This is a genomic window from Candidatus Sodalis pierantonius str. SOPE (genome assembly GCF_000517405.1).
Classification (GTDB): domain Bacteria; phylum Pseudomonadota; class Gammaproteobacteria; order Enterobacterales; family Enterobacteriaceae; genus Sodalis_C; species Sodalis_C pierantonii.
The window spans coordinates 1333618-1359979 of sequence record NZ_CP006568.1 but is presented as its reverse complement, the minus strand read 5'-3'; the positions used below and the strand labels follow the sequence as shown (position 1 = coordinate 1359979).

Here is a 26362-nt window from a genome sequence, read left to right as displayed (position 1 = left end):
GAGGAAGAGTGATGGCTAAGCGTATACAGTTTGCCGCCCACGGCGGACCGGAAGTGATGGAATATGTGGATTTCACGCCCGTGGATCCCGGTCCGGGCGAGGTACAGATAGAGAATAAAGCCATCGGCATCAATTATATCGACACCTATGTCCGTTCCGGCCTCTACCCCACGCGATCGCTGCCCTCGGGCCTTGGCACGGAAGCGGCCGGGGTAGTGAGCAAGGTCGGCCCCGGCGTCGAGGAGTTTAACACCGGCGACCGGGTGGTGTACGCCCAGTCCCCGCAGGGCGCCTACGCCACGGTGCATAATGTGCCGGCGGAAAAACTGGCCTTGTTACCCTCGGCCATCTCGTTTGAACAGGCCGCGGCCGCTTTTTTGAAGGGCCTGACGGTGTTTTATCTGCTGCGCCAGACTTACGAAATCAAGCCGAATGAGATCTTTTTGTTCCATGCGGCAGCCGGCGGCGTCGGGCGCATCGCCTGCCAGTGGTCGAAAGCGCTGGGCGCGAAAATGATCGGCACCGTCGGTAGCGCGGAAAAAGCGGCGTTGGCGAAACGGGCGGGCGCCTGGGAAACAATAAATTACCGCGAGGAAAATGTGCCTGAGCGCGTGGCGGCATTGACCCACGGTAACAAGGTTAACGTGGTGTACGATTCGGTCGGCAAAAACACCTGGGAAGCCTCCCTCGACTGCCTACGCCGCCGCGGATTGATGGTCAGCTTCGGCAACTCCTCGGGACCGGTTACCGGCGTCAATCTGGGGATCTTGAATCAGAAGGGTTCACTGTACGTCACACGCCCCTCGATCAACGGCTATATCACCGATGCCGCAAGCCTTAAGCACGCCGCCGATGAACTGTTCAGCATGATTGCCAGCGGGGTGATCAAAGTCGACGTGCCCGACCAGCAAAAATTTCCGCTGGCCGAGGTGCAGCGGGCGCATCAGGCGATTGAGAGCCGGCAAACCAACGGGTCGCTACTGCTTATCCCGTAACGGCAGACTGCCGCCTGGCCCGCGAAGACCCTTTTGCCTGCCCCAGCGTCACTCTGGCCGTAAAAACAACGGGCTTCCCAAGGGAAGCCCGTCACGTAACGCTATGACATAACACACTGTAAAAATGTAGGGGCAGAACAGAATTTGCCGGGCCATGCGAGTTGCCGCCGCTATTATTGCCCGGCAATGATGAAATCAATGAGTCTAAAGCGGTTTTATCCTAGCAGCCGCCTTCTAAAAAAAATATCGCCCCGGGGAGTAAAACTCAAAGCTGTGATCCATCCCCCATTTTCGCACCGAAGACCTAGCGCAGGCGGGAATCAAACCGCGAGCGCGGGGGCGACGGTTTTTTTATCGCACGCCATAGCCACGCCGCCGCCAGCGCGACCAACAGCCACGGCAGCAATTTGACCGCCGTAACGAACAGCCCGGCAAATAGCATCGCCAGAGACCCCACCTCCAGCACGCCCAACACCGAGATACCGGTCAACAACAGCATGAGAAAAAAATCAATGACAAAAAATAATTCCAGCATAGGGGTGGCTCCTTATTGGGCGTGATAGCGCTCGCCGCGACGGTAAATTTTAGCTCTCTAGATGTATTACAAGAACCATGCCAAGTTGGCATCCCCCTAAACGGCTGTTTTTGCTGATTAGCGGGTAAAAGACATTGAAGCGACTTAGCGGATTTGACCACCTTTTAGCAAAAAGCGCCACGACGGGTTCCTTCCGCGGACCGCGACTAACGTACGGGGGCAAGCGTGCCCACCGCCCGGGCCCGAATCCTAATCGCATTTGCGGGCATATAACCCAGCGGCAGCGAATCCAGCTCGATAATATCCACCGTCTCCGGCAGCGCGCCGGCGGCGATGGCCGCCTCTCGCGCCTGATGTTCCGCCCGCCGCAGGCACGACTCCAGCGACTCATCGCCCGGTAAAACAATGGGATCCACGCTACCGCTGATCTGGGCAATAGCCACACCGGTGGCGTTGGCGACGCCGGCGTGGGGCGGACGTATCACCTCAGAGGCTCCTTTGAGATGCATGGGAAGCAATGCCGCACCGCCCCCCACCAGGATGACGGGCATGTCATGCTGACTGGTATTCATACGCGCAAGGCATTTTTCCACCATCGCCACATAATGCTCCGCCACCCGGGCCACCATTGACGGGCACAGATGCGCGACCCGCCCGGCGTTGCCAATGTCCGCCCAGCCACGGGCCACCGCGATATCTGTCACCGTTAGGGTGTCGCCGCCAAAGACCAGCGACCGCGGCGGCAAGGCATAACCCACGCTCTCCGGCCCGACGCTGATGTCGCCGTCCGCGTCCACAATGACCACAGAGCCGCCCCCGAGGCCGATAGATGCGATATCCGGCATGCGGAAGTTAGTACGTACTCCTCCTATCTCAGCCTCCATCGCCGACTGGCGGGGAAATCCGCCGCACAAAACGCCGACGTCCGTGGTCGTGCCGCCCACATCGACCACCAGCGCCTGTTGCAGACTCGATAGCCGGGCCGCGCCTCGCAGGCTATTTGTGGGTCCGGAGGCGATAGTCAGGATCGGGAAAGTCCGCTCCTGATGCAGCGGCATTAACGTACCGTCATTCTGACCGAAAAACAGTTCGGCAATGATCCCCTGCCGCACCAGCGTCTGACGAAAACCCTCGGTGAGAGTATGCGCAATCCCGCACAACGCCGCATTCAGCACCGTGGCGTTCTCCCGCTCCAAAAGGCCAATGGAACCGATTTCCGATGACAGGGAGATCGGCGTATTTGCCCCCAGGATCTCACGCGCCAGGGCCGCGACCCGCTGCTCTTGCTCGGCCACCACCGGTGAAAAAATACCGCAGACCGAGACCGCGCGCACCGCCCCTTTGACCGCCTGCAACTGTTGACGCAGGGCGGATTCATCCAGGGCTGATAATATATCGCCGTTGTAATGATAGCCGCCGGCAAGGGTAAACAGCCGTACCGGCAAACGCGCGCGGAAGTCGGCCGGCATATCGCTTAACGGCGGCACCGCCAGCGAGGCCGGTGCGCCGAGGCGGAAATGCGCCACCGGCTGTAAACCTTTACGCTCAACGATGGCATTGGTGCAATGGGTCGTGCCGAGCATCGCCCGGCGTATGTCGCCGCGGTCCATGTTGACCAAAGCCAGCAGGGCCGCCAACGCCTGACCTATCCCTTGCATAACGTCAACGCTGGTGGGCTGTTTAGTATGGGCGATAATCCTTTGCCGCGCATCCAGCAGCACCGCATCCGTATGGGTGCCGCCGACATCGATCCCCAAAGATATATTCATGCGCTTTCCTCCTTGCACCGGGCCGTCAGCGTCTCCACCGGCGTATAGTCATTTTGATAATGAAAATAACGCGGTCCGCATACCTCGATTCCCCGCGACGTGCGCCATTTTTCATGGGCGGGAACGCCCAGCGCCACCACGCGCATCCCGTAACAAAGCCTTTCGCCCAGAATCGGCAGCCCCGTTTCCTCATCGAGCAGAATAATCAGATCCGGCGTCATGCACAGCGGCCGATCGTCTCGGCGTGCCAGCAAATATTCGTTCTGAAAAAGCACGTCAAAGCGGCCGCCGCTATCGTTGTCCACCCCGACAAAACAGGCGGTGCCGTGATTGAAACCGCCTTCGCTACGCTGGTTTACCCGATTCGCTTTACCGCGAAACAGCACGACGCCGTGCAGCAGCGCCGTGAGGGTATGGATAACGTTGCGGCGCGCGGCGCGCGCTTGCTGAACTTCTCGGCCGATGCGCCACATCAGCCCCAGCGTCCCCGCAATCCCCGAGGCGTGCGCTTGGCCGACCGTAACCGGATAACCGGCGAAGGTTGCGGCACCGCCCATCTTCACCGTGACCGCGCGGGCCAATTGCTCCGCCTTCATGCTGTCTTCAGCCTCCACCAGCACGGTGTTAGCATGCTCATCCACGACGGCAAACGGCGACGCATTGAGGCCGTCCAGATAGAAGGTGGTCATTTGAAACTCGGGAAAAGCCCGGCCCATGGCGTCGACGTCCATGACGGGTAGCCCGAGAATACAGGCCGAGGCCAGCGGTAACAGCGAATTGATGCCGCCGGTCTCAATCGGGTAAATAGCGGATAAAGAGCGGCCCATATGCTGAGCGATAATTCGGCAGGCCGTCAGGGATTCCTGACCGTTTGGCAACTTTTCCATCATCACGGCCGGCGAACCTATCATGCCCGTCGCCAGCAGCAATTCTTCCGGCTGAAGCTCATCTAACGTTAATAATCGAATAGGCCCATACTCGGCAATTGCCCGCTGAGCCATGATTTTACCGATATAGGGATCGCCTCCACCGCCGCTGGCAAGGATAGCGGCGCCGTAACTGATGTAATCAATCGCTTCATGATCCAGCCATTTCATCTCACCACCTCCCTTGGTTCTGCACAGGCGCTGATGCCCTATTCCCCGTTAAGAAACCCATTGCGTAGATATACACTAGCGCACGCATAATAAGCATAGCATCAATATTAGACATATTATAATTCCCCACCTTTGATAATCCCTTCAAAGACAGAGAAATTAAACCATAAATTTATTCGACCTCACAAAATTTTTCTAATCAATCCAGGTCTAAAAAGTTAATATCATGATTAATGAATGCAATATTCATAATAAAACAGATCAAAACAATAGCAGAATTAGTAATCGATCCTGGACTTTGAATAGAAGCCTGAAGTCTATTCTTTTGGTGCGCCTCCTGCGGAATATTCAATTAACCCTGCATCGGCCGATAGGCCTAACGTCTTATCCTTTTAACGAACGCACGGCCAGGTAACAAAATACTTTGACGCCTGGCCGATTTACTCCCCTCTCCGACATCTCTTGGTGTAGGATTAATCGCTTTGTGACAGTAAACCGTACCTCATTACCGACCTGTGTCCCTCTTCCTACTCAGCGATATACCCCTGTATGGGATCCGCGGCTATCGGCTTGTTGACTTATCCCACCGACATCTCTCCATTACCTATTTTTTGTCCAGCGCCATGCTTCCTTAACGGCCCATGACCTGTGATATAATCGCCCCCTTTTTTTGCCGAGAAGACAATTTATCCACATTACCCTTGTCGAGCCATCGACATACTCATCCATAAACACATAAATAAGCGCAACAATAGTCACCCGCAGATAGCAAAATAAATAAATTAATTATCACCTCATTAATAACCTTGGCCGAGGGAATATTACACGAAAGGCGGACGGGCTATATCGACGAAGCCGTTAATCATAAATTTATAGGGAGCCAGGCTGGATCAAAAATAACATTTGCGGTAAAAATAGAATTGCCACGCGGTATTTTTCAAAAGGACTTTATATGAACAGCGATTGTCTATCTCGCGATACTCAGGATAGCGTCATAGCACCACAGCTGCTAATGCTATGGGAATCGTCCCGTGAACCTTGGGGCGTCAAGGACCTTGAATCACGCTATCTTTATGCCAACCCTGCTTATTACGATCTGCTGAATATTAATCCAGCACTTTTCACCATCCCCGGCTGCTTCGATCATGATTTACCGTCACCGGTGGCGGATTTTGCCTCGCATTTCCAACGCCACGACCGTTGTACCATCAAACAGCAGGATCGCCTTTGCTCCATCGAGATCCATTGTTACGGCCGAGAAAAGCTTATTCAACCTTATTTTTTCGATAAATATCCACTCTACCATCAGATCACCCGTGAGTGCATTGGCTCAATTTTCCACGCGCGTAAAGTCGAGGACGTCTCGCTGCAAAAGCAGTTATGCGGCAAAAGCCCCGGTTATTTCCTGTTTTATCCGCCGGAACCGATCTTTACCGAGGGCGAGCTGGACGTGATCTTTTTTGTCCTGCAAAACATGAGCAGCAAAGTCATTGGCCGTCATCTTGGTCTTTCGCACCGTACGGTGGAGAACAAGCTCCAGGGCATCTATCAGAAAGCGGGAGTACACTGTTTGCGCCAGTTTAGCGAATACAGCCGCCACACCGGTTTTGACCGTTATGTGCCGCAAAAATTCTTAAAGCCCTTGAGTCAATTATTAATGCTGGACGCAGGATAGCGCTTTAATCAACACCTCGGCGCCTGGGCGGTGGGCGTGTTCGCTTAAATAGCGGCGCCACTGCCGGGCGCCCGGCATTCCTTGAAACAGCCCGAGCATGTGGCGGGTAATGTGGCCAAGGGCCGTGCCGCAAGACAGCTCCCGCTCTATATAAGGCAACATCGCGTCAATCACCGCCGCCTGATTCGGCAGGGGATTCGCCTCGCCGAACAGCTCGCTGTCAACCCGGGCCAGGATGCCCGGGTTCTGGTAGGCTTCGCGGCCCATCATGACCCCATCAAGCCTCTGCAAATGTTCCCGGGTATCATGCAGGGTGGTGATTCCGCCGTTGATCATGAGCCGAAGCGACGGGAAATCCCGCTTTAGCTGATACACCCGGTCGTAATCCAGCGGTGGAATTTCGCGATTTTCTTTGGGACTCAAGCCGCTAAGCCAGGCTTTGCGGGCATGAATGATGAAGGTCTGGCAGCCGCCGCGAGCGGCAACGGTATCGATGAACTCACAGAGGAACGTGTAGCTGTCCTGCTCGTCGATACCGATGCGGGTTTTTACCGTTATCGGCAACGATACCGCTTCGCGCATGGCGGCGATACACGCCGCCACCCGGTCTTTCTCGGCCATCAAACAGGCGCCGAAACGGCCGTTCTGCACGCGATCGGAGGGGCAACCCACGTTGAGATTGATTTCATCATAGCCTCGCGCCTGTGCCATTTTCGCGCAACGCGCTAGCGCATCCGGTTCACTTCCGCCCAGTTGCAGCGCCAAGGGATGTTCCGCGTCGTTATAGGCCAGATAATCGCCTTTACCGTGCAACAGAGCGCCGGTGGTTACCATTTCGGTGTACAGCAGCGCACGGCGGCTCAACTGGCGTAGAAAAAAACGGCAATGACGATCGGTCCAATCGAGCATCGGCGCAACACTGAACCGGCCGGGCGCGGTCGATACCAAACCGGCCGAGGTCATCATGGACGGCTGAACGTTTTGATTAGGGCGGTTTTCAAGCATGGTTGATATTTTCATGTCTGTTCTGGCAATCGGCTACCCACGCGGCACGGGAACAAAGGGAACCGACAGGGAATTCTTCGGGGAGATTCTAGCATAGAAAAGCAGTTGCCGGTGGCCCCTGATAAAAGTCAAACGCCGCTTCCATCAGGGCGCGCGGTAGAGAAGTTCAAACAGAACTCCGACCGAAACACGTTGGCGCCCCTCTTGCCTATGGGTTGTTAAACCACTCTCCGTATTGCTTGACCGCAGGATGACACGATTTTACCTCTATATCCTGTTATCGCCGTTTCCAACAGATGCCGGTTGCGTATGCATATAAATCGGCGGCATATCGGCAGTAAACAACGAAGCCGGTTAACTTGTTATGTAGCGGATAGGCATTTTGCGTCTTTTATTAATCCCTATAATCATGGAAAGGGGAGTCAACGGCCTATCAGGCTGTGCGGCTTAAGGCTATGGCACGATGGGCGCCGCAGTCGTTTACCGTCCCGGCCGGCGTGGCATACGTACATATACTTAGATAACCTCAATCAGGAGCTGATGCGATCATTTTGCCCCAAATTGCCCACATTGCGTCCCAATACCCGGAGGGTGGATTTACAAAAGGCCGCGTCTGTTCTATCAAAAGAAAGCTGGGCATTGAAAATGCGTGCCGGCGTTGCCCAAGGCAAAGGACCAGCGCTACGCATGCAATCGTGAACAACTGCGTAGTATTGGTAGGTCATTTTACTGCTATTAACGGCCGACTCATAGCACCGGCCTGCGCCGCCCCGAAATCGGCGGCAACACGCGTAGTTCTGAGGCCTGATATGTTAGCCAAATAATAATCTCTTTTTCCCGATGGTGAAAAAGCTACCAGACTGAGCAATATGACAGCCTTTATCCTTGATCATTGTGTATTTACCCGTAGTGCAATGCGGTCATTGCTAACTGATAGTGGCGTGAGAGGAAATATCTATGCCCTTAATGATGTTCTGAAATTGGAGATTCTTTGCCATAAAATTATCCCTGACATTGTCATAATCAGTCAGCGCTATATGCATTCAAAAGATGACGACCACATTTTAAAGACAGTAATTGAACGACTGCCCCACACTTTTTTTCTGATTTTTATTGGTAATGAAAACATTGTCTATAACGCCGTTGTCCCACTTAAAAGTAATGTTATCGTGACCTCCAAATTTCTTGCCGTTGACGGATTTACACAGCTATTCCGCCATTTCGCTGGACAAGAAAAATCTCCGATCGCCAGCAGAGCAAAACGCTGCGCACCACTGCGATTCAGTAAAACCAAAAAGCAAATTCTGGCCATGTGGATGGCTGGTGAGAACACTAAAGCAATTTGCGCCCATTTGAATATTAAAGATAAAACGCTGTCGTCACATAAGATCAATATTAAACGCAAAATAAATGCCGATAATAAATTGATTATCTATTATATTTTGCAGGTCGCCGGCAGCGTCACCGATGATCTGTATGCCCGCCAATACAACGGTTGAGGCACCTTTAGTCGTGGTTTTGGCGCCTTCGTGGTAATATGACTAGAGAAACCGTAACCGGGAAGCATCATGAAAACCACCACTGAAAACCCACTTCTCAGCCAGGCCGAACAATTGTGCGAGCAGCGCAATGTCCGCCTGACGCCGCAGCGGCTGGAGGTACTGCGCCTGATGTCGCAGCAAAACGGTGCGATAAGTGCTTATGATTTGCTGGATTTATTACGTCAGTCTGAGCCGCAGGCAAAACCACCAACCGTTTACCGTGCCCTGGATTTTCTCCTAGAGCAAGGTTTTGTTCACCGCGTTGAATCCACCAACAGCTTTGTGCTGTGCCATCATTTTGCCGAACCGTTCCATACCTCCGCTTTTTTCATTTGCGACCGCTGTGGCTTGGTCACTGAACAAACCACGCAGGGCATTGAAGACATATTACAGCGTATGGCGGCCGTCGCCGGCTTTACCCTCTCCCATAACGTGGTAGAAGCGCACGGTTTCTGTCCGCAGTGTGCTGAAGTGCAGGCCTGTGAGCATCCTGACGCGTGCGAACACGACCACAGCATTGCAATAAAAAAACGATAAAAATCCTTGCCTACCTGGGCATTATTTTAATGAGGGCGGGATAGTGCAGATTCCGACGTATCCGATCAGCTGTTCCGGCGACATCCGATCAGTTATTCCGATATTTTCCGATCACCCATTCCAGAAGCCTGTTTAGAAATTTGTGTATTTGCCTGATTTTGATATGTTCAATCCAACATCAAAAACAGGTTAATTTATGGACGAAAAACAGTTGCAGGTTCTGGCTAACGAACTGGCCAAAAATCTCAAAACCCCTGAAGATCTCAGTCACTTCGATCGGCTGCTGAAAAAAATCAGCGTCGAAGCAGCTCTCAACGCCGAAATGACCCATCACCTCGGCTACGATAAAAATCAGCCTAAACCGGGGACCAACGCCCGCAACGGCTATTCCACAAAAACCGTTACCACTGGCGATGGCCCGCTGGCGCTGCGTACTCCGCGCGATCGTGACGGTTCCTTTGAACCGCAACTGGTGAAGAAGAACCAGACCCGGATTACCGGGATGGATAACCAGATTTTATCGTTGTACGCCAAAGGGATGACCACCCGCGAGATCGCCGCCGCGTTCAAAGAGCTGTATGACGCCGATGTCTCGCCGGCGCTGGTCTCAAAGGTCACCGATGCGGTCATGGAGCAGGTTGTCGAATGGCAAAACCGGCCTTTGGATGCAGTCTATCCCATTGTTTATCTTGACTGTATCGTTCTAAAAGTCCGGCAGGACAGCCGCATCATCAACAAATCTGTGTTCCTGGCGCTGGGCATCAACATCGAAGGCCAGAAAGAGTTGCTAGGTATGTGGCTGGCCGAAAATGAAGGCGCAAAGTTCTGGCTGAACGTGCTGACAGAGCTGAAAAACCGCGGCCTGAACGATATCCTTATCGCCTGCGTAGACGGGCTGAAAGGTTTCCCTGACGCTATTAACGCGGTGTATCCGGAGGCGCGGCTCCAGCTGTGTATCGTGCATATGGTGCGCAACAGCCTGTGGTTCGTCTCCTGGAAGGACTACAAGGCCGTCACCCGCGACCTGAAAGCTATCTATCAGGCCCCTACGGAAGAAGCCGGCTTGCAGGCGCTGGAAGCGTTCTCCAGTGCCTGGGACATCCGCTACCCGCAAATAAGTCGAAGCTGGCAGGCAAACTGGGCCAATCTGGCCACGTTCTTTGCCTACCCAACGGACATCCGCAAGGTGATCTACACGATCAACGCCATCGAGTCGTTAAACAGCGTGATCCGGCATGCCATCAAAAAGCGCAAGGTGTTCCCGACCGACGACGCAGTGAAAAAGGTGGTGTGGCTGGCGATACAGGCGGCCTCGCAGAAATGGACAATGCCTTTGAGGGACTGGCGCATGGCAATGAGCCGCTTTATTATCGAGTTCGGTGACCGCCTGGACGGTCACTTCTGAGAAAAGGCATTTACACAGAATCGTGTACAGGGTCCATTCCAGTGATATTCGATCACGTGTTCGCTCATCTTCTGACTCGGGTTTAGTCTATTTTTCCTGTGCTGGCTACTCCTTGCTCTTTGCGTAGTGATTCGCCTTTAAGTTCCAGTCTATAGCTGGGGTGTACTAACCGATCGAGTAACGCGTCAGCTGTCGTGGGGTTTTCTATCAGTCCATACCATTTTTTCACCGGCAGTTGACTGATCAGGATGCTGCTGCTTTTGTCGTAGCGATCTTCCATCACCTCCAACAGCATCGTTGCCTGCATCGGACTTATTGATTCTAGGCCCACGTCATCCAAGATCAGTAACTCTATTTTTTCTAACTGCTTAAGCTGTTTTAGATAGGTCCCGTCTACCTGACACTGGTGAAGATGGGCCAGCAACCGACCCACTCGCCAGTAACGCACGCTATATTGCTGCCGGCATACCTGCTCACCAAGCGCACAACTGAGCCAGGTTTTGCCCGTACCTGTCGGCCCCGTGATGAGTATGCTTTTCTGATATTTCAGATATTGTTCCCCTAGCAGATCTCGCATCTGTTCCGGTGTCACTCCTCGGCTAGGGATATAACGGATATCTTCCGGTTTTGCCTGCAAGCGCATTTGCGATTGCCGTCGCATACGGCATATGTGGTTGTTTTTTCTATGCAAATTTTCCGCTTCTACCATCAGCGACAACCGCTCCTCGAACCCCAGCTCCCCATAACTTCCCGGGAGTTCGCGTTGCGTCTCCAACGCCTGGACCATTGCCGACAACTTCAGCTCTCGCAGAGCCATTAACAGTGTATCCATATTTATTCTCCTTAGTGATAACTGTCCGGACCTCGGAGGTTTTCGTGAACCAGCATTGATACGCAGGCTCCGTCCTGGGTGACCTCACTTTCACGACCGTGTTTCAATACGTTGGCTATGAAAGAGCGGTTAATGCACCCTTTCTCCAACGCCAGCGCGCAGGCCTTCTCCAGTCGCGTCGTCTCATAGCGCCGTTGCAGATTGAGTAGCCCCAGCACGGAGCGGTAAGCCTGCTCTGGATGGGCTTTGCTCTTTTGGATGGACTCGACCACTTTCAGTGTGCACACACCCACCGACAGCGCCCAACTGCACAGCCTTTCCGGCGTCCACTGACTCTGCCCCTTATGGTTAGCCGGCATGTGCGCCGCCTGAGTCGTGTGCCTATAGGCGTTATCGCTGCGAGGGTGCGTAGCCACGCAGACGCCCTTATGGTGGATTTGCACCAGCCGTTGGGTGGCGATGACGTCAACGCGCTCGCCAACCAGCGGATGCGGCACCGAGTACCAGTTTTTGCCGTAGTCTATGTGGTAATCAGGTCCCACTCGGGCAACGAAATACTCACTGTATTCCCATTGTGTGGGCGGTAGAGGCCCAAGAGCCGGTTTGTCCAGCTGCTCGAAGCGTTCAAGGCGACTTTGTCCGCCATAATGACGCATCGGGCGCAGATTCAACTCATGATTGAGTTCTCGTATCACCTGGTTGAGTTCGGCCAGCGAGTAGAACCTACGTTTACGCAACCGGGCCAAAACCCAGCGTTCTACCAGCTGCACAGTTGATTCTGCCTTCGCCTTGTCTTTCAGTTTTCTCGGGCGCGCCGGTAGCACCACTGTCTCATAGTGATTTGCCAGCGCCTGGTAGCTCTGGTTTATGACCGGCTCATAGCGGTCAGGGGTGCTGACAGCGCTGCGCAGATTATCAGGTATCATCAGCTCCGGAACCCCACCCATGAAATGCAGGCAGCGGCTATTGGCGTTGAGCCACGATGCCATGTCCTGGCCTTCGCAGGCTTCGATATACGCATAACCTGACACGCCCATGGCAGCGACGAAGATAGCGACTTGGCGTACGCTACCGGTCGCAGGGTTGACGATAGGTACGGTGGGGCCACAGAAGTCGATGAAGAGCTTTTCGCCAGCCTTGTGCTCCATGCGCATGGAACGCCGCTGCTTCTTTTTCCAGTCACGGAACAGTGCACAAAACTGTGAGTAACCGAGGGCATCACCGCCCACGGCGGACTGATATTCCATCCAGAGCAGCTGCTTGGTCATGCCCTTGCGGCTTAACTCGGTATCGATATCAAGCCAGCTGGGTAAGGTATTGATAACTTTTCCGGATTTGCCGGGATAGAGCAGGCGGTCGAGGTCGACGGGGGACAGTTCCGCCGGCAATGGCCAGACCAGGTTAGCTACCGTGAATCGGCCGAGGATATCGTGCACGGTAGTACAGCCTATGCCGAGCGCTGCTGCGATAGTGCGATTCGAGCGACGCTGCTCGAATTTCATACGTAATACATTAATATAGATGCACATTTCCGTTATCGCTTTCTTCTTTTTACGTGCCATGCCATGCCCCCGGAAGCTAAAAGTCTCCAGAGTATGGCGGAACAGAAGATGAGCGATCGGACAGAATCGGAATCGCTGATCGGGCGACCGGAATCAGTGATCGGATGAAATCAGAATTAGTGATCGGGTGAAATCGGAATCAGTGATCGGATGTGACCGGAACCAGCAGCAGTGACACAGAAAAATGAATAGCGATATTTATACTCTACGGCTCTGTTTGTATCTGCATATTTCTGCATGAGTGATAATTATTTTGACGATCAATAACCAATAATTGATCGGTAAAACTTATATTTATATGTAGGAACTATATTGATGAATACACCAATCATACCATGGGTGGGAGGAAAGCGGAGGCTGGCTAAACATATTTAGCCGTGCTTTCCTGCGCACAAATTCTACGTTGAACTATTCTGTGGAGGAGCTGCGCTGTTTTTCAGCAAGGATCCCATCCACAGTCGAAGTGTTGAACGATATCAACGGGGATTTGATAAACCTCTATCGGGTAGTCAAGTACCATTTGGAGGAATTCGTCCACCAGTTCAAGTGGGCTTTGAGCAGCAGGCAGCTGTTTGATTGGCTGAAAGAAATACCTCCGCAAACGCTGACCGATATACAGCGAGCCGCCCGCTTTTACTGTCTTCAGCAGCTCACATTTGGTGGCAAAGTGAGCGGGCAGAACTTTGGTACTTCGGCTGTACGATCACAGTCATTGAACCTCTTAAGAATCGAAGAACAGCTATCACAGGCTCACCTGCGTTTATCCCATGCAACCATAGAGCATCTTGGGTGGCAGGCTTGTATTGAAAAATATGATAGGCCACATTCATTGTTCTATCTTGATCCACCTTACTGGAAGACTCAAGGCTATGGCGCAGCGTTTGGCCTGGAGCAATACAGCATCATTGATAGCCTTGCTCATTCAATAGCAGGAAGAATGGTGATTTCAGTTAATGATATCCCAGAAATGAGGCTCATCTTCAAAAACCTTCATATCGACGTTGTTGACCTAAAATACTCATTAGGCAAGAACCGTCATAGTAGACGCGAGTTGGTCATTCGTAATTTCGCCTGATTTCCTGTTTGCAAACAATTCTGGACTGTCCAAAATAGCCATTTTTTAGGGGTTATGGGAGTCCAGAATTGTTTGCAAATTAGTCCAGAATTGATTGCATCGCTACAGTGATCGGATGTGACCGGAACCAGCAGGCCGGTAGGCGTCGGGATTGGCGCGACAGCGATCGATGGCCTGCCGCCACACGCGGGTCACTTGACTGACATAGGAGGGGCTGCGCTGGCGTCCTTCGATTTTCACCGAGGCAATATTGGCGGCGAATAGCGCCGGCAGTAGCGCCAGCGTATTTAAGCTGGTGGGCTCTTCCAATGCTTGATAGCGCTGCCTGTCCACCAGATAGCGGCCCTTGCACAGGGTGGGATAACCGGCATTTTCATCAGGTTGATAGCGGTCAATCAGCACATCGTTGAGTCGCGCCTCCATCCCGGCGGCGGTTTGCTGCCAGCGGACAAAACGCGCCGGTGAGCAGGCGCCGACCGTGTTGGGCGATTCACCGGTTAAATAGGACGAGAGATAGCAGCGTCCTGCGGCCATGATACAAAGACTGCCGAAGGCAAACACCTCCAGCGGCACCGGGCTTACTTGCGCGAGCTGTTTCACCTGATGGATCGACAGCACGCGCGGCAGGACTACCCGCGCGACGTCAAATTGTTGCTGATAAAAGCGGATAGCCGCCTGATTGGTGGCGGAGGCCTGCACCGAAACATGGCGCTCAATGGCGGGATAACGCTCGGCGGCATAGGCCAGCATCGCCAGGTCTGCCAGAATCAGCGCATCGGCGCCGCTTTGCGCCGCCATGTCTATCACGCGCTGCCAGCGTGCATAACCGTCGGGATGGGCAAAGGTATTGATAGCGATATGCAGCATGCGCCCGTGACGGTGCACATAGCGCTCCGCCTCCTGTAAGCGCTGATCGGTAAAATTGAGGCCGGCGAAATGACGGGCGTTGGTATCGTCTTTCAGGCCGATATACACCGCGTTGGCGCCATTATCAATCGCCGCCTTGAGTGCCGGTAGATTACCGGCTGGGCAGAGCAGTTCCATAAAGCTCCCAAGAAGTGGCCACCCGTTGCCGAAGCCGGCAAGGGCAAGAAATAATTCCAGGCCAACAGGCTGAATTAACAGCATTTGCCGCGTGGGCCTGCCGGCAATTGTAAATAAGGGCGGGTGAAGGGATTTTGATTTGGGGCAGTTTATGGCGTAATGGCAGGGGAAAACTGCCGCCGGCGGTGGTAAATCGCGACGTTTTTGTGCGAAACATTGATATAGGCCCCTGCGTGCGCCGGCCGCTGTGGCAAAATGGGCAATAACTTTTTTTGAAGGAGTGAAAACAGTGTGGGAGAAACTACGAGCACAGCTGGTGCGCCGGGGGCCGTCGCTGTTGCGCTTGCCGATTAAAATGACCCCATTTGCCGTACGGCGCCAGGTCCTGGAACAGGTGTTGCACAGGTAGTTTCGTTCAGCGCTGGAAGAAGGCGAGTTGGACTTTCTGGATGGCCGCTGGTTGCAAATCAATGTCGACGACCTTGGGCTGAGCTGGGCGATGACGCTGCGCGACGGACAGTTGCGGGTGAGACAGCATCCCACGCTGGACGTCATTTTCACCGGTAACGCGAATGACTTGCTGATGATAGCCGCCCGGCGCGAAGATCCGGACACGCTGTTTTTCCAACGCCGGCTGCGTATCGAAGGGGATACGGAACTTGGCCTGACGGTTAAAAACCTGCTGGACGCCATCGATCCTGAGCGCATGCCGGCCCTGCAACAGCTGGCCGACATGGTGGAAGCCGGCCTGAAAGGGGACGCGATCGCCGCTAACGGCCATCGCGTATCCCAGTCTTGCTGATTCGAATGGAAATCCCGGTTGATGCGCCGGGGATCGACAGTCTGCTCAAGCGGGCGTTCAATCGGGAGAGCGAAGCCGCCTTGGTGCGCGCGCTGCGGGAAGACGGGCTGCTGACCCTGGGCGTGGTGGCGACCGACGACGAAGGCGGGGTCATCGGCTATGCCTCCTATTGCCCGATCTGGATCGACGGTGAGGATCACCAGTGGGTAGCGCTGGCGCCGCTGGCGGTAGACGACGCCTGGCGTGGGCAGGGCATCGGCCGCCAATTGGTTTATAAAGGGCTGGATACGCTCAATGAATTCGGCTACAGCGCGGTGGTGACGCTGGGGGATCCGTCCTGGTTTCACCGTTTTGGCTTCGAGCCCGCCGCGCGTTGGCAATTGCGCACGTCTTGGCCCGGCACCGAGGCGGCGTTCCAGCTGTTCACGCTGGCGGACAACGCCCTGGACGGCGTAAGCGGGGAAGTCTCCTGGCCCGCGCCGTTCGTCCACCCCGTGTTAAGAACGGGCCATTAATCCGGGCGGGCAGTCTTGGCGCCCGCCGGCGGCTGCGCGCCCGGCGTGGGCGTTGATGCAAGCGGGCTTCCATCCAAGGATGGCGCAGGTGCCTCGCCAGCGAGCAGCCCGAAGCATTCCAGCGCCTGTTCCTGCAAGGCGACAAAGCGCTCTTTTTGCCCCCGCGACAGCTGTTTCACCCGGTATTCCCAACGCAACGCCCTGCTGCGATCGCCCGCCGGACGCTGAAACACCAGCGTTAGCGGTCCCTTACCGCGCAGCGATTTGGCCCCGCCGCCGCGTTGATGCTGCTCAAGGCGCCGCTGTACATCGGTGGTGATGCCGGTATAGAGCATGCCGCTGGTGGTGCGGATGAGATAAAGATGCCAGAGGGTGCTGCTCATGGTGGTGATCCCTTAAGTTGACCTAGCTGGCTTAGCTGACCTAGTTGGCGGGTGCAGCGCCGAGTGTAGCGGAATCCGCCAGCCACCGCTACCGCCCCGTCTAAGGCGCTTCTCTGGCGCCGCCGCCTTCGTCTCGTTGCCTCTCTGGCAGGACGTTTGTTTTGGCGCTGGCCCTTCCGGTAATTCCAGCAGGCCGCTCTCATGCTCGCCCCTCGGTAGGTAGTCTCCACCGGCGTCCCCTAAAGGTTGTGCGTAGCAGGCTGTCTCCGTCAGGTTGTCGTACCGGGCTGTTTCCGTCGTTGCCGCCCCTACAGGTTCTCCGCGACAGGCGGTGCCGGCTGGTGGCGAAAAAGTGGCATAAAAAAGCCCCGGCGCGCGGCCGGGGCCAGGGGAGGGGCAGCTTAAGGCTTATTCAAGATGCGCAGGGATTCTCGATTAAACGCCGGCAGATCATCGGCGTCCGGCTGGTGACGAGCGTATCGTTATCCACTACGACTTCTTTATCGAAAAAGTCGGCGCCCGCATTTTTCAAATCCACCACGATCGGTTTCACGGCCGTCATTTTTTTGCCGCGCACGACATCGGCGCTGATAAGCAATTGCGGGCCATGGCAAATCGCGAATATCGGCTTACCGCTGTCGGCGAAAGCGCGGGTAAAATTGACAAATCGGTCGTTGCCGCGCAGCGAGTCGGGGGAATGGCCGCCCGGAAGCAATAGCGCATCGAAATCCGCGGCCTGAACGTCATCAATGCCTTTATCGATAGTGACGGTGGCTTCTCCCTTTTTACCGGTGACGGTGTTGCCCGCCTGCTTCTCGACAGTGACCACTTGGTGCCCAGCTTGTTTGTAGGTCTGTGCCGGCGAGGTGTATTCGGAATCCTCGAACTCATCGGTAATCAAAACGGCGATTTTCTTGCTCATCATGGCGTTGTTGAATAAATCGAACTTTTAGGTGACTGGCGGCTCTGATCACTACATTCGTTTCCACATCAGGTCCCCATGGCAAAGCAAAAGTTTAAAATCACCAACTGGCCCGCATACAACAATGCGCTCAGGCAGCGGGGGGACATGACAGTATGGCTTGATGAGTCAGCCATTGCTGCATGGACTGAGAGTACACCACCTGAACATCGTGGCCGGCCGCTTCACTACACCGATATGGCCATTACCACGATTCTGATGATAAAGCGCGTGTTTAACCTTTCGCTCCGGACGTTACAGGGTTTCGTTGACGCGATTTTTAAACTGATGGGGCTGTCGCTGCGCTGCCCAGATTACTCTCTGGTCAGCCGGCGAGCAAAAACCGTCGACATCAGCATAAAAACGCCAACCCGCGGCGAAATCTCACACCTGGTCATCGATGGCACCGGCCTGAAAATCTTCGGCGAAGGCTAATGGAAAGTCAGGCAGCATGGGGCTGAGAGGCGCAGAGTATGGCGCAAGCTTCATCTGGCAGTAGATAGCGCGACACATGAAATTATCTGTGCCGATTTATCGCTAAGCGGTACGACAGATGCGCAGGCGCTGCCCGGGCTGATTAACCAAACCCACCGGAAAATCAGGGAAGCGTCGGCTGACAGTGCTTACGATACGCGTTACTGTCATGATGCTCTGCTGAGGAAAAAAATAAAGTCGCTTATCCCACCGCGAAGTGGTGCGCAATATTGGCCAGCTCGATACCATGAGCGTAACCATGCGGTGGCAAATCAGCATCTGAGCGGCAATAACGATACCTGGAAAAAGAAAGTAGGTTATCACCGGCGTTCACTGGCTGAAACGGCCATGTTCCGGTTTAAAACACTTCTGGGTGGTCATCTGAGTCTGCATGACTATGATGCGCAGGTAGGTGAGGCTATGGCAATGGTCAAAGCGCTTAACCGGATCACGCTGTTAGGAATGCCAAACAGCGTCCGTATCATGTAACAATCGCCCTGATAGGGAGGAAGTCGTCACAAATTTCGGATTTATTCAACAAAGCGGCTCATCATGTCCTCCTTCTGCTGAATGATGGCCTCACCTAAGCCTAGTGCTGGATCGGCCGCTCAGCAAATTGAAGGTAGTATGCTGTAGCCAATCAAGGGGTTATGATTTTTCTGCCGCTGCCGCTTATGCCGATATTGGGCTTTGTTGAATAAATCGAACTTTTAGGTGACTGGCGGCTCTGATCACTACATTCGTTTCAACATCAGGTCCCCATGGCAAAGCAAAAGTTTAAAATCACCAACTGGCCCGCATACAACAATGCGCTCAGGCAGCGGGGGGACATGACAGTATGGCTTGATGAGTCAGCCATTGCTGCATGGACTGAGAGTACACCACCTGAACATCGTGGCCGGCCGCTTCACTACACCGATATGGCCATTACCACGGTTCTGATGATAAAGCGCGTGTTTAACCTTTCGCTCCGGGCGTTACAGGGTTTCGTTGACGCGATTTTTAAACTGATGGGGCTGTCGCTGCGCTGCCCAGATTACTCTCTGGTCAGCCGGCGAGCAAAAACCGTCGACATCAGCATAAAAACGCCAACCCACGGCGAAATCTCACACCTGGTCATCGATGGCACCGGCCTGAAAATCTTCGGCGAAGGCGAATGGAAAGTCAGGCAGCATGGGGCTGAGAGGCGCAGAGTATGGCGCAAGCTTCATCTGGCAGTAGATAGCGCGACACATGAAATTATCTGTGCCGATTTATCGCTAAGCGGTACGACAGATGCGCAGGCGCTGCCCGGGCTGATTAACCAAACCCACAGGAAAATCAGGGAAGCGTCGGCTGACAGTGCTTACGATACGCGTTACTGTCATGATGCTCTGCTGAGGAAAAAAATAAAGCCGCTTATCCCACCGCGAAGTGGTGCGCAATATTGGCCAGCTCGATACCATGAGCGTAACCATGCGGTGGCAAATCAGCATCTGAGCGGCAATAACGATACCTGGAAAAAGAAAGTAGGTTATCACCGGCGTTCACTGGCTGAAACGGCCATGTTCCGGTTTAAAACACTTCTGGGTGGTCATCTGAGTCTGCATGACTATGACGCGCAGGTAGGTGAGGCTATGGCAATGGTCAAAGCGCTTAACCGGATCACGCTGTTAGGAATGCCAAACAGCGTCCGCATCATGTAACAATCGCCCTGATAGGGAGGAAGTCGTCACAAATTTCGGATTTATTCAACAAAGCGCCGATATTGCCATCAACGTCACCCCTGTCTCGCCGATGTCCGCTCTGCGGACCCCGACCGGAAGATACGACGAAACCTGAATTGCGCTAGGCGAGAAAGCCGCTGATGGTAGGCAAGAATATCCGCGCGGCAAAAGGATAAATAGTGCTTTGTTCATCTCTAGGTAAAGGGAATTAGGTAGTCGCCTGATTCCTCTGCACAATGGATCTGAGCGTTTCGGTAAAATCTTGCTATTTTAAGCCCGCGCTAAATAGCGCGTCGCGGGGCCTGATTAATGTCGGCCAGGTGGGTAAATACTGCCGGCGCGTGGGCGAGGACCTTTTAACGCCGCCCGCGAGGATAAATACTGCCAAAATAAATAGTTCGCGGCGGTAATAATGCTGCAAATCTCCGGGCGACAGGTTACCGACGGCATTCGGATAATACTCAACTTTGCCGTTATTTTGATTAAGTCGGTTAGAGTGGCAACGAATAACGGCGGCGAACGTAGCTTAATGGACGATTAACATTTTAAGAGCGTTAGCGTTCGGCGGAAGAGGGCGATTTCTCCCCGACGGGCAGTCCGACGAATTTTACCGCATTGCGGCCCTGATGTTTAGCCTGATAGAGAGCCTGGTCGGCTGTGGTTAATGACGCATCAATATTGGCGCCCGTTAGCGAGGCAATACCCACGCTAAGTGTAACGGTGGTGGACGCTTCCTGGTTATATAGATGCGGTATTTTCAGATCCAGCACCGCCTGCCGGACGTTCTCGGCCAGGGTCAGCGCTTCGGTTTCATCAACATCAATCAGTAGCACCAGAAATTCTTCGCCGCCGTAACGTACCACGACGTCTCGGGAGCGTACGGCGTCACGTATCGCCACCGCGGTCAGCGCCTTATCACCCATGCTATGACCATAATTATCATTATACGCCTTGAAATGGTCGATATCCAACAGCAGCAAATAGTGGCAGCCCGGCCCGCCGCCCGCGCCGAGCAGCCCTTCGAGCCTGTTATGCAGACCGCGGCGGTTGTAGAGGCCGGTAAGCGGATCGATCATGCTGAGATCGCTGAATTTTTCGCGCTCTTCGCTCAGGCGTTTCACCAAGTCAATAGTGAAAGCCTCGCTGCGGTTTTGCATCAAGTGGTGCAAGGAGAAACTGATAAGCGGCAGCACGATAGTAAATAGCAGCATGACGATATGGCTAAACTCATCCAGCACCACCACCGTCACGGCCGAAGGCAGGCTATGCAGACAAAACGCCAGTAAATTATCGGCAAGCGTAATAGCGCTAATGAAAAAGACCGTCATCAGGTTATAAAGAAGAAATGTTTTATCGGGTGTTGCTAGCTGGTTGAATCGAAACAGAATATGCCAGGCCCAGGAGATGCCGATAATAATTGCAAGATAATTCAATGAAACTGCATAACTGCGCATCCGAAAGAGACTTATTACCAAAACGGTGAGAGATAACTCCGCAACGATTATCGCCGCCGCTGACGGCTGGCGACTGTTATTTATCGCGCTCACCACGTAAAAAAGAGAAAAGGCGATATTTAGTAACAAAAATAGCAGCAGCGATGTGCGAAGCTTACTTTGGCGGCGCTCCTCATAGGTGTTATAAGTTTTAGACATAGACAAACGTATAAGCCCCGGCTGTGAAAACTAATAATAAATAATGTTGCGAGAAAATAACGGATCGCTATAAATCCCCAAGCGTTTTTATACCTGAATTTAATTTTTCGCTTTACGCTCAATTTACCAGCTTTAGCCGCCATTGTCATTGACTACGCTCGGCGACACCGTAAAAGACCTTGCCAGATTAAAGGAAATCGCCGTGCACCCGCGCCAGTAAACCGAGAGCGTCGAAACCGGTCGCGCCGTGGCAAAGCGATCGCAAATCAACCAGCGCGACGGTGGGCAGCATCGCCTATGTTCTGATGGTGAGTTGACCCAATAAGTTGCGGGTTGCCGGCATGGGCAAAGGGATATCGCGCAGGCCTAAGGAAGGCGAACGGAGCAGCCTGTTAAAGGTTAACGCAACAAAAGATGAACGCGAAGCGAGACATTGACAATGGTGCGAAGAAAGGGACTTGAACCCTCACGTCCGTTAAGACACTAACACCTGAAGCTAGCGCGTCTACCAATTCCGCTACCTTCGCCTGACACGGACAGCCGCTTAAGGCTGTTACCACGGAGGCGAATTTTAGAGGTTTTGGCGTTAAGGTCAATGATTATTTGTGATTTCGCGGGCGTTTGCTGCAAAAGAATACCGTGCCCCGCCGGGCCCAGCGGCGCGCGGCGGCCAACGGTGCGCCAACCCGGCGTTAGCGGCGTTTTCCCCGGTTATCGCGGGTACGCTTCACTTGATGGAAAGTCTGATAGACCTTAAAACGGCCGTTTTGCGCCAGCACCTGATGATTGCCGAATACCGCATCCAGCAGATCCGGATAGGGCAGGAAAGCGTTAGCGACAATGCGTAATTCGCCGCCGATGCGCAGATGGTAGAGCGCGCCGCGAATCAGCGTCTCCGCCGCTTTCAGATTGGTTTGCATACCATCGTGGAACGGCGGGTTGGAGATAATCATATCGAAACGGCCGCTGATGGCGGAGTAGACGTTGCCCGCCAGCACCTCCCCCTGCAGACCGTTGGCCGCCAGGGTAGCGTGACTGGCCGCCAGCGCCGGCGCGTGCACATCACTGAGAGTCAACTGCACCCCCGCCACGCCTTTCGCCAGAACCGCCGACAGGACGCCGGCGCCGCAGCCGATATCGGCCACATGGCCTTGAATCGGCTGCTCAAAGGTTGACAGCAGCAGCTGGCTGCCGTTATCCAGCCCGTCGCGGCTGAAGACGCCCGGCAGGGTTTTTATCACCACATTGTCAAGCGGGTAAGATTGCCAGTAAGACTCCGCATCGAAACGGGGTTGCTGGACGAGTTCGCCGTGATACAGCCCGCAGCGGCGGGCGCTATCGATCTTACCCAGCGGACACCACACGTCCAGTATCGCTTCGGCGCTGCGCACGCCGCTGCGGTTTTCACCCACCACGAACACATCGCAGCCCAACGGCATCAGCGACAGGAGATTGGTCATCTGGAACAGCGCTTCCGGTTTGTTTTTCGGCCAGAAGTAAATCAGCGTATCGCACCCGCCGACCAGGGCGGCGTCCGCCACCAGGCCGAATTGCACCGCTTGCTCGCCCAGCGCGCGGGCCAGCGTCTGCCGGTGGTGAAACCAGGCGGTATGAACCCGTACACCCCGCGCCTCAAGCCGGGCCGGCAGCAAATCCTGCACATCGCCGGCAATCAATACCTGTTTATCTGAGAATGTATCCTGATGCCGAAGTATGACTTCACTGGCGGGGGTTAATGCAGACATGCGACAAACGCTCCTCAATAATTCGAGCAGGGAGTATAGTGCTTTATTGCCCTGGGTTCGATGGGTTTGGTAGCATAGCGGCGCGGAATCGAGACCGCCGACGGGATAAACAATGACGACAAGGCGCGATTGGCTGTTACAACAACTGGGCATTACGCAATGGACGCTCCGGCGCCCGGCGGTGCTACAGGGGGAGGTTGCAATCACCTTGCCGGGGCATATTCGTTTATTGCTGGTGGCCGAGGCGGCGCCGCCGCTCGATCATCCGCTGGTGGCCGATGTGGCGCGCAGCATGGCGCTGACGCCGGCGCAGCTCTACGGGGTGACGCCTTTACAGGTGATGATGATGCCGGATGATGTCCGTTGCCATTGCTGGTGGCTCGGCCTTGAGGCCCTGCGCGAATTTGAGGGAATGTCTTTCCATACGCCGCCGCTGGCGGCGCTTTCAGGGGATGCTGGCGCCAAGCGCGAGCTATGGCGCCGGATAAGTGATGATGAATACCATATTACCGCTGCTACCGGCTGATCTCACCGAAGCCTGGCACATAGAACAGGCTAGCCACGCCTTTCCCTGGAGCGCTAAAACCTTTGCCGGCAATCAAGACGAACGCTATTTGAATTTCAAACTGTGCGTGGGCGATCGCATCGCGGCTTTCGCCATCATCCAGACCGTGCTGGATGAGGCGTCGCTGTTTAACACCGCGGTTCACCCCGACTTTCAGCGGCAAGGCCACGGCCGGGCGCTGCTCGATCATCTGATCGCCGAGCTGGAGCAGCGGCAAGTACTGACGCTTTGGCTGGAGGTGCGTCAATCCAATGCGCCGGCCATCGCCCTGTATCGCGCGCTGGGGTTTAATGAAGTCTCGATTCGGCGCCATTACTACCCGTCGGCGGACGGCCGGGAGGATGCCGTTATCATGGCGCTGCCGCTGGGCTGACGCCGCCGCCGGCCGGGGAGCTATCAATGCCTACCCACACCATGTAGAATCTGCAACCAGCAAATTCCCTTTAGACAGACACTGTGGCGCGCGCCTGCCGCGCGCCCATCGAGAAAGTGACCATGAAGAACGACCTCTACGCTGACGAAATTGCGGCACGGCGCACCTTCGCGATTATTTCGCACCCTGACGCCGGTAAAACGACAATCACTGAAAAAGTGCTGCTGTTCGGACAGGCGATTCAAACCGCCGGCACCGTGAAGGGCCGCGGCTCTAATCAGCACGCTAAATCCGACTGGATGGAAATGGAAAAGCAGCGCGGTATTTCCATTACCACATCCGTGATGCAATTTCCTTACCGCCAGGCGCTGGTCAATCTGCTGGATACGCCAGGGCACGAGGACTTCTCCGAAGATACCTACCGCACCCTGACGGCGGTGGACTGCTGTTTGATGGTGATCGACGCCGCCAAAGGGGTTGAAGATCGGACCCGCAAACTGATGGACGTCACCCGCCTGCGCGACACGCCGATCCTGACCTTTATGAATAAGGTGGACCGCGATATACGCGATCCGATGGAATTGCTTGATGAAGTGGAAAGCGAGCTGCGTATTGCCTGCGCGCCGATCACGTGGCCTATCGGCTGCGGTAAGCTGTTCAAGGGCATTTATCATCTGGCGAAAGATGAAACCTACCTTTATCAAAGCGGTCAGGGTCATACCATCCAGGCAGTGCGGGTGGTAAAAAAGTTGGACAACCCGGAACTGGATCAGGCGGTGGGCGAGGATCTGGCCGCGCAACTGCGCGAAGAGCTGGAGCTGGTGCAGGGCGCGTCCCATCCCTTTGAAGAACAGGCTTTCATGGCGGGCGAGCTGACACCGGTCTTTTTTGGTACCGCGCTGGGCAACTTTGGCGTTGATCATATGCTGGACGGTCTGGTGGCCTGGGCGCCGCCGCCCATGCCGCGTCAGACCGACGTTCGTGTGGTGCGCGCGGACGAAGAGAAGTTCACCGGCTTCGTTTTTAAAATCCAGGCCAACATGGATCCACGGCACCGGGACCGGGTGGCGTTTTTGCGCGTTGTCTCCGGCCGCTATGAAAAGAGCATGAAACTGCGCCAGGTGCGTACCGGTAAGGATGTCGTTATCGCCGATGCGCTGACCTTTATGGCGGGCGACCGCTCTCATATCGAAGAAGCCTACGCCGGCGATATCATCGGCCTACACAACCACGGGACTATCCAAATTGGCGATACCTTTACCCAGGGCGAAGAACTGAAATTCACCGGTATCCCCAATTTCGCGCCGGAATTGTTCCTCCGTATCCGCTTGCGCGATCCGCTTAAGCAAAAGCAGTTACTTAAAGGGCTGGTGCAACTGTCGGAAGAGGGGGCAGTGCAGGTCTTTCGTCCGCTGGCCAATAACGATCTTATCGTCGGTGTGGTCGGCGTGCTGCAGTTTGATGTGGTCGTGGCGCGGCTGAAGAGCGAATACAACGTTGAAGCGCTGTATGAGTCAGTAAACGTTTCCACCGCTCGCTGGGTGGAGTGCGGCGACGCCAAAAAGTTGGAAGAATTCAAGCGCAAAAATGAACTCAATTTGGCGCTCGACGGCGGCGATAGCCTCTCTTATATCGCCCCGAGCATGGTAAATCTGAATCTGACCCGGGAACGCTATCCGGATATTCAGTTCCATAAAACGCGCGAACACTAATTGCGTCTGTCCTGGGCCGCCGCGAAAGCGGCGGCGTCAACCCCCCTTATCAGGCAGCGTCGCACGGTGACGTTGTTGTGGATGGCGTGTCACTGTTTTGGCGTCGCGTCGGCATAGCGCCGCGCGCGGCGGGTGTCGCCGAACGTTGATAACCGGGTCTCCGTCCGCGGTGGTATCCCTTCCTTGCTGTTGTGGCGTTTCTGCCCAGCCGATGCACCGGCGCGCCGCCTGTATCAGCGTTGGCGACCGCGGTGACGTCTCAGCCGCGCGCCTGCATTTACGCCTGCTCGCCGAAGCGTCAGTTGTTGGATGTCCGGCCCGCGGCGGCCGACGCTTTCGTCCCGGAAAGTTCCTAAATCCTTGCTTCTGCTTTTGATTTAACGATTTTCTTTTCCCTGAGCA

The 26362-nt window shown here is 54.7% G+C and carries 18 protein-coding genes, 1 tRNA gene and 6 pseudogenes; 13 read left to right on the top strand and 12 right to left on the bottom strand.

Annotation, left to right across the window (positions count from 1 at the left end; translation table 11 throughout):
* Positions 1 to 11: 11 nt before the first annotated feature.
* Positions 12 to 995, top strand: coding sequence for a quinone oxidoreductase (locus tag SOPEG_RS07005; RefSeq protein ID WP_025244809.1), 984 nt, complete (start codon positions 12 to 14; stop codon positions 993 to 995).
* Between the two features lie 304 nt (positions 996 to 1299).
* Here SOPEG_RS07005 and pspG read toward each other — a convergent pair whose 3' ends face one another.
* The 3 genes from pspG to SOPEG_RS06990 all read right to left on the bottom strand — a co-directional run bounded on the left by pspG (position 1300) and on the right by SOPEG_RS06990 (position 4396).
* Positions 1300 to 1530: an envelope stress response protein PspG gene (pspG, locus tag SOPEG_RS07000; RefSeq protein WP_025244808.1), complete on the bottom strand. Its 231-nt coding sequence runs from the start codon at positions 1528 to 1530 to the stop codon at positions 1300 to 1302.
* Between the two features lie 206 nt (positions 1531 to 1736).
* Positions 1737 to 3317 carry a hydantoinase/oxoprolinase N-terminal domain-containing protein gene (locus SOPEG_RS06995; RefSeq protein WP_236851646.1) on the bottom strand — a complete coding sequence of 527 codons (1581 nt, stop codon included), beginning with the start codon at positions 3315 to 3317 and terminating at the stop codon, positions 1737 to 1739.
* On the bottom strand, positions 3296 to 4396 hold the full coding sequence (locus tag SOPEG_RS06990) for a DUF917 domain-containing protein (protein WP_025244806.1): 1101 nt from the start codon (positions 4394 to 4396) through the stop codon (positions 3296 to 3298). The genes SOPEG_RS06995 and SOPEG_RS06990 overlap by 22 nt, the downstream gene beginning before the upstream one ends.
* Before the next feature lie 952 nt (positions 4397 to 5348).
* Between SOPEG_RS06990 and SOPEG_RS06985 the strand changes: the two genes are divergently transcribed.
* Entirely contained in the window at positions 5349 to 6071 is a 723-nt protein-coding gene (locus SOPEG_RS06985; RefSeq protein ID WP_025244805.1) for a helix-turn-helix transcriptional regulator, read from the top strand.
* Here SOPEG_RS06985 and dusA read toward each other — a convergent pair.
* Entirely contained in the window at positions 6051 to 7037 is a 987-nt protein-coding gene (gene dusA / locus SOPEG_RS06980; protein WP_236851779.1) for a tRNA dihydrouridine(20/20a) synthase DusA, read from the bottom strand. The genes SOPEG_RS06985 and dusA overlap by 21 nt on opposite strands.
* 908 nt (positions 7038 to 7945) lie before the next feature.
* Between dusA and rcsA the strand changes: the two genes are divergently transcribed.
* From rcsA to SOPEG_RS06965, 3 genes are all read left to right on the top strand, one after another.
* Positions 7946 to 8575 carry a transcriptional regulator RcsA gene (gene rcsA / locus SOPEG_RS06975; RefSeq protein ID WP_081742945.1) on the top strand — a complete coding sequence of 210 codons (630 nt, stop codon included), beginning with the start codon at positions 7946 to 7948 and terminating at the stop codon, positions 8573 to 8575.
* A gap of 69 nt (positions 8576 to 8644) precedes the next feature.
* Complete coding sequence (gene zur, locus SOPEG_RS06970; protein ID WP_025244802.1) at positions 8645 to 9154, top strand: zinc uptake transcriptional repressor Zur; 510 nt, start codon at positions 8645 to 8647, stop codon at positions 9152 to 9154.
* A gap of 196 nt (positions 9155 to 9350) precedes the next feature.
* Positions 9351 to 10559 (top strand): IS256-like element ISSoEn2 family transposase, encoded by a 1209-nt coding sequence (locus SOPEG_RS06965; protein WP_025244801.1) that lies wholly within the window; start codon positions 9351 to 9353, stop codon positions 10557 to 10559.
* An 82-nt stretch (positions 10560 to 10641) separates the two neighbouring features.
* On the opposite strand, the gene istB is transcribed toward SOPEG_RS06965, so the two are convergent.
* Both istB and istA read right to left on the bottom strand, forming a co-directional pair.
* Positions 10642 to 11391: an IS21-like element ISSoEn3 family helper ATPase IstB gene (gene istB / locus SOPEG_RS06960; protein WP_025244800.1), complete on the bottom strand. Its 750-nt coding sequence runs from the start codon at positions 11389 to 11391 to the stop codon at positions 10642 to 10644.
* An 11-nt stretch (positions 11392 to 11402) separates the two neighbouring features.
* Positions 11403 to 12953, bottom strand: a complete 1551-nt coding sequence (gene istA, locus SOPEG_RS06955) for an IS21-like element ISSoEn3 family transposase (RefSeq protein ID WP_025244799.1) — start codon at positions 12951 to 12953, stop codon at positions 11403 to 11405.
* 315 nt (positions 12954 to 13268) lie between these two features.
* Here istA and SOPEG_RS06950 point away from each other — a divergent pair.
* Positions 13269 to 14028, top strand: a pseudogene (locus tag SOPEG_RS06950) (DNA adenine methylase).
* Positions 14029 to 14160: 132 nt separating this feature from the next.
* On the opposite strand, the pseudogene ubiU reads toward SOPEG_RS06950, so the two are convergent.
* Positions 14161 to 15072 (bottom strand): annotated as a pseudogene (gene ubiU, locus SOPEG_RS06945) (ubiquinone anaerobic biosynthesis protein UbiU); the annotation flags it as partial.
* A gap of 289 nt (positions 15073 to 15361) precedes the next feature.
* On the opposite strand from ubiU, the pseudogene ubiT reads away from it, so the two are divergent.
* Together ubiT and SOPEG_RS06935 are read left to right on the top strand one after the other, a co-directional pair.
* A pseudogene (ubiT, locus tag SOPEG_RS06940) lies at positions 15362 to 15874 on the top strand (ubiquinone anaerobic biosynthesis accessory factor UbiT).
* Positions 15868 to 16389, top strand: a complete 522-nt coding sequence (locus tag SOPEG_RS06935) for a GNAT family N-acetyltransferase (protein WP_038468399.1) — start codon at positions 15868 to 15870, stop codon at positions 16387 to 16389. Before ubiT ends, SOPEG_RS06935 begins: the two are co-directional and overlap by 7 nt.
* A gap of 119 nt (positions 16390 to 16508) precedes the next feature.
* On the opposite strand, the pseudogene SOPEG_RS30445 reads toward SOPEG_RS06935, so the two are convergent.
* A pseudogene (locus SOPEG_RS30445) lies at positions 16509 to 16772 on the bottom strand (GIY-YIG nuclease family protein); the annotation flags it as partial.
* Between the two features lie 401 nt (positions 16773 to 17173).
* Positions 17174 to 17694 (bottom strand): annotated as a pseudogene (locus SOPEG_RS06925) (type 1 glutamine amidotransferase domain-containing protein).
* 78 nt (positions 17695 to 17772) lie between these two features.
* Here SOPEG_RS06925 and SOPEG_RS22595 point away from each other — a divergent pair.
* A pseudogene (locus SOPEG_RS22595) lies at positions 17773 to 18696 on the top strand (IS5-like element ISSoEn1 family transposase).
* 272 nt (positions 18697 to 18968) lie between these two features.
* Positions 18969 to 19892 (top strand): IS5-like element ISSoEn1 family transposase, encoded by a 924-nt coding sequence (locus SOPEG_RS06910; protein ID WP_025244795.1) that lies wholly within the window; start codon positions 18969 to 18971, stop codon positions 19890 to 19892.
* A gap of 575 nt (positions 19893 to 20467) precedes the next feature.
* On the opposite strand, the gene SOPEG_RS06905 is transcribed toward SOPEG_RS06910, so the two are convergent.
* The 3 genes from SOPEG_RS06905 to rsmC all read right to left on the bottom strand — a co-directional run bounded on the left by SOPEG_RS06905 (position 20468) and on the right by rsmC (position 23310).
* Positions 20468 to 21565 carry a GGDEF domain-containing protein gene (locus tag SOPEG_RS06905; protein WP_081742944.1) on the bottom strand — a complete coding sequence of 366 codons (1098 nt, stop codon included), beginning with the start codon at positions 21563 to 21565 and terminating at the stop codon, positions 20468 to 20470.
* 440 nt (positions 21566 to 22005) lie between these two features.
* Positions 22006 to 22092, bottom strand: a tRNA-Leu gene (locus tag SOPEG_RS06900).
* A 165-nt stretch (positions 22093 to 22257) separates the two neighbouring features.
* Positions 22258 to 23310 carry a 16S rRNA (guanine(1207)-N(2))-methyltransferase RsmC gene (gene rsmC, locus SOPEG_RS06895; RefSeq protein WP_025244793.1) on the bottom strand — a complete coding sequence of 351 codons (1053 nt, stop codon included), beginning with the start codon at positions 23308 to 23310 and terminating at the stop codon, positions 22258 to 22260.
* A 112-nt stretch (positions 23311 to 23422) separates the two neighbouring features.
* Between rsmC and SOPEG_RS06890 the strand changes: the two genes are divergently transcribed.
* From SOPEG_RS06890 to prfC, 3 genes are all read left to right on the top strand, one after another.
* Positions 23423 to 23836 carry a DNA polymerase III subunit psi gene (locus SOPEG_RS06890; protein ID WP_025244792.1) on the top strand — a complete coding sequence of 138 codons (414 nt, stop codon included), beginning with the start codon at positions 23423 to 23425 and terminating at the stop codon, positions 23834 to 23836.
* On the top strand, positions 23805 to 24248 hold the full coding sequence (gene rimI / locus SOPEG_RS06885) for a ribosomal protein S18-alanine N-acetyltransferase (protein WP_025244791.1): 444 nt from the start codon (positions 23805 to 23807) through the stop codon (positions 24246 to 24248). The genes SOPEG_RS06890 and rimI overlap by 32 nt, the downstream gene beginning before the upstream one ends.
* Before the next feature lie 122 nt (positions 24249 to 24370).
* Positions 24371 to 25960: a peptide chain release factor 3 gene (prfC, locus tag SOPEG_RS06880; protein ID WP_025244790.1), complete on the top strand. Its 1590-nt coding sequence runs from the start codon at positions 24371 to 24373 to the stop codon at positions 25958 to 25960.
* The last annotated feature ends 402 nt before the right edge of the window (positions 25961 to 26362 follow it).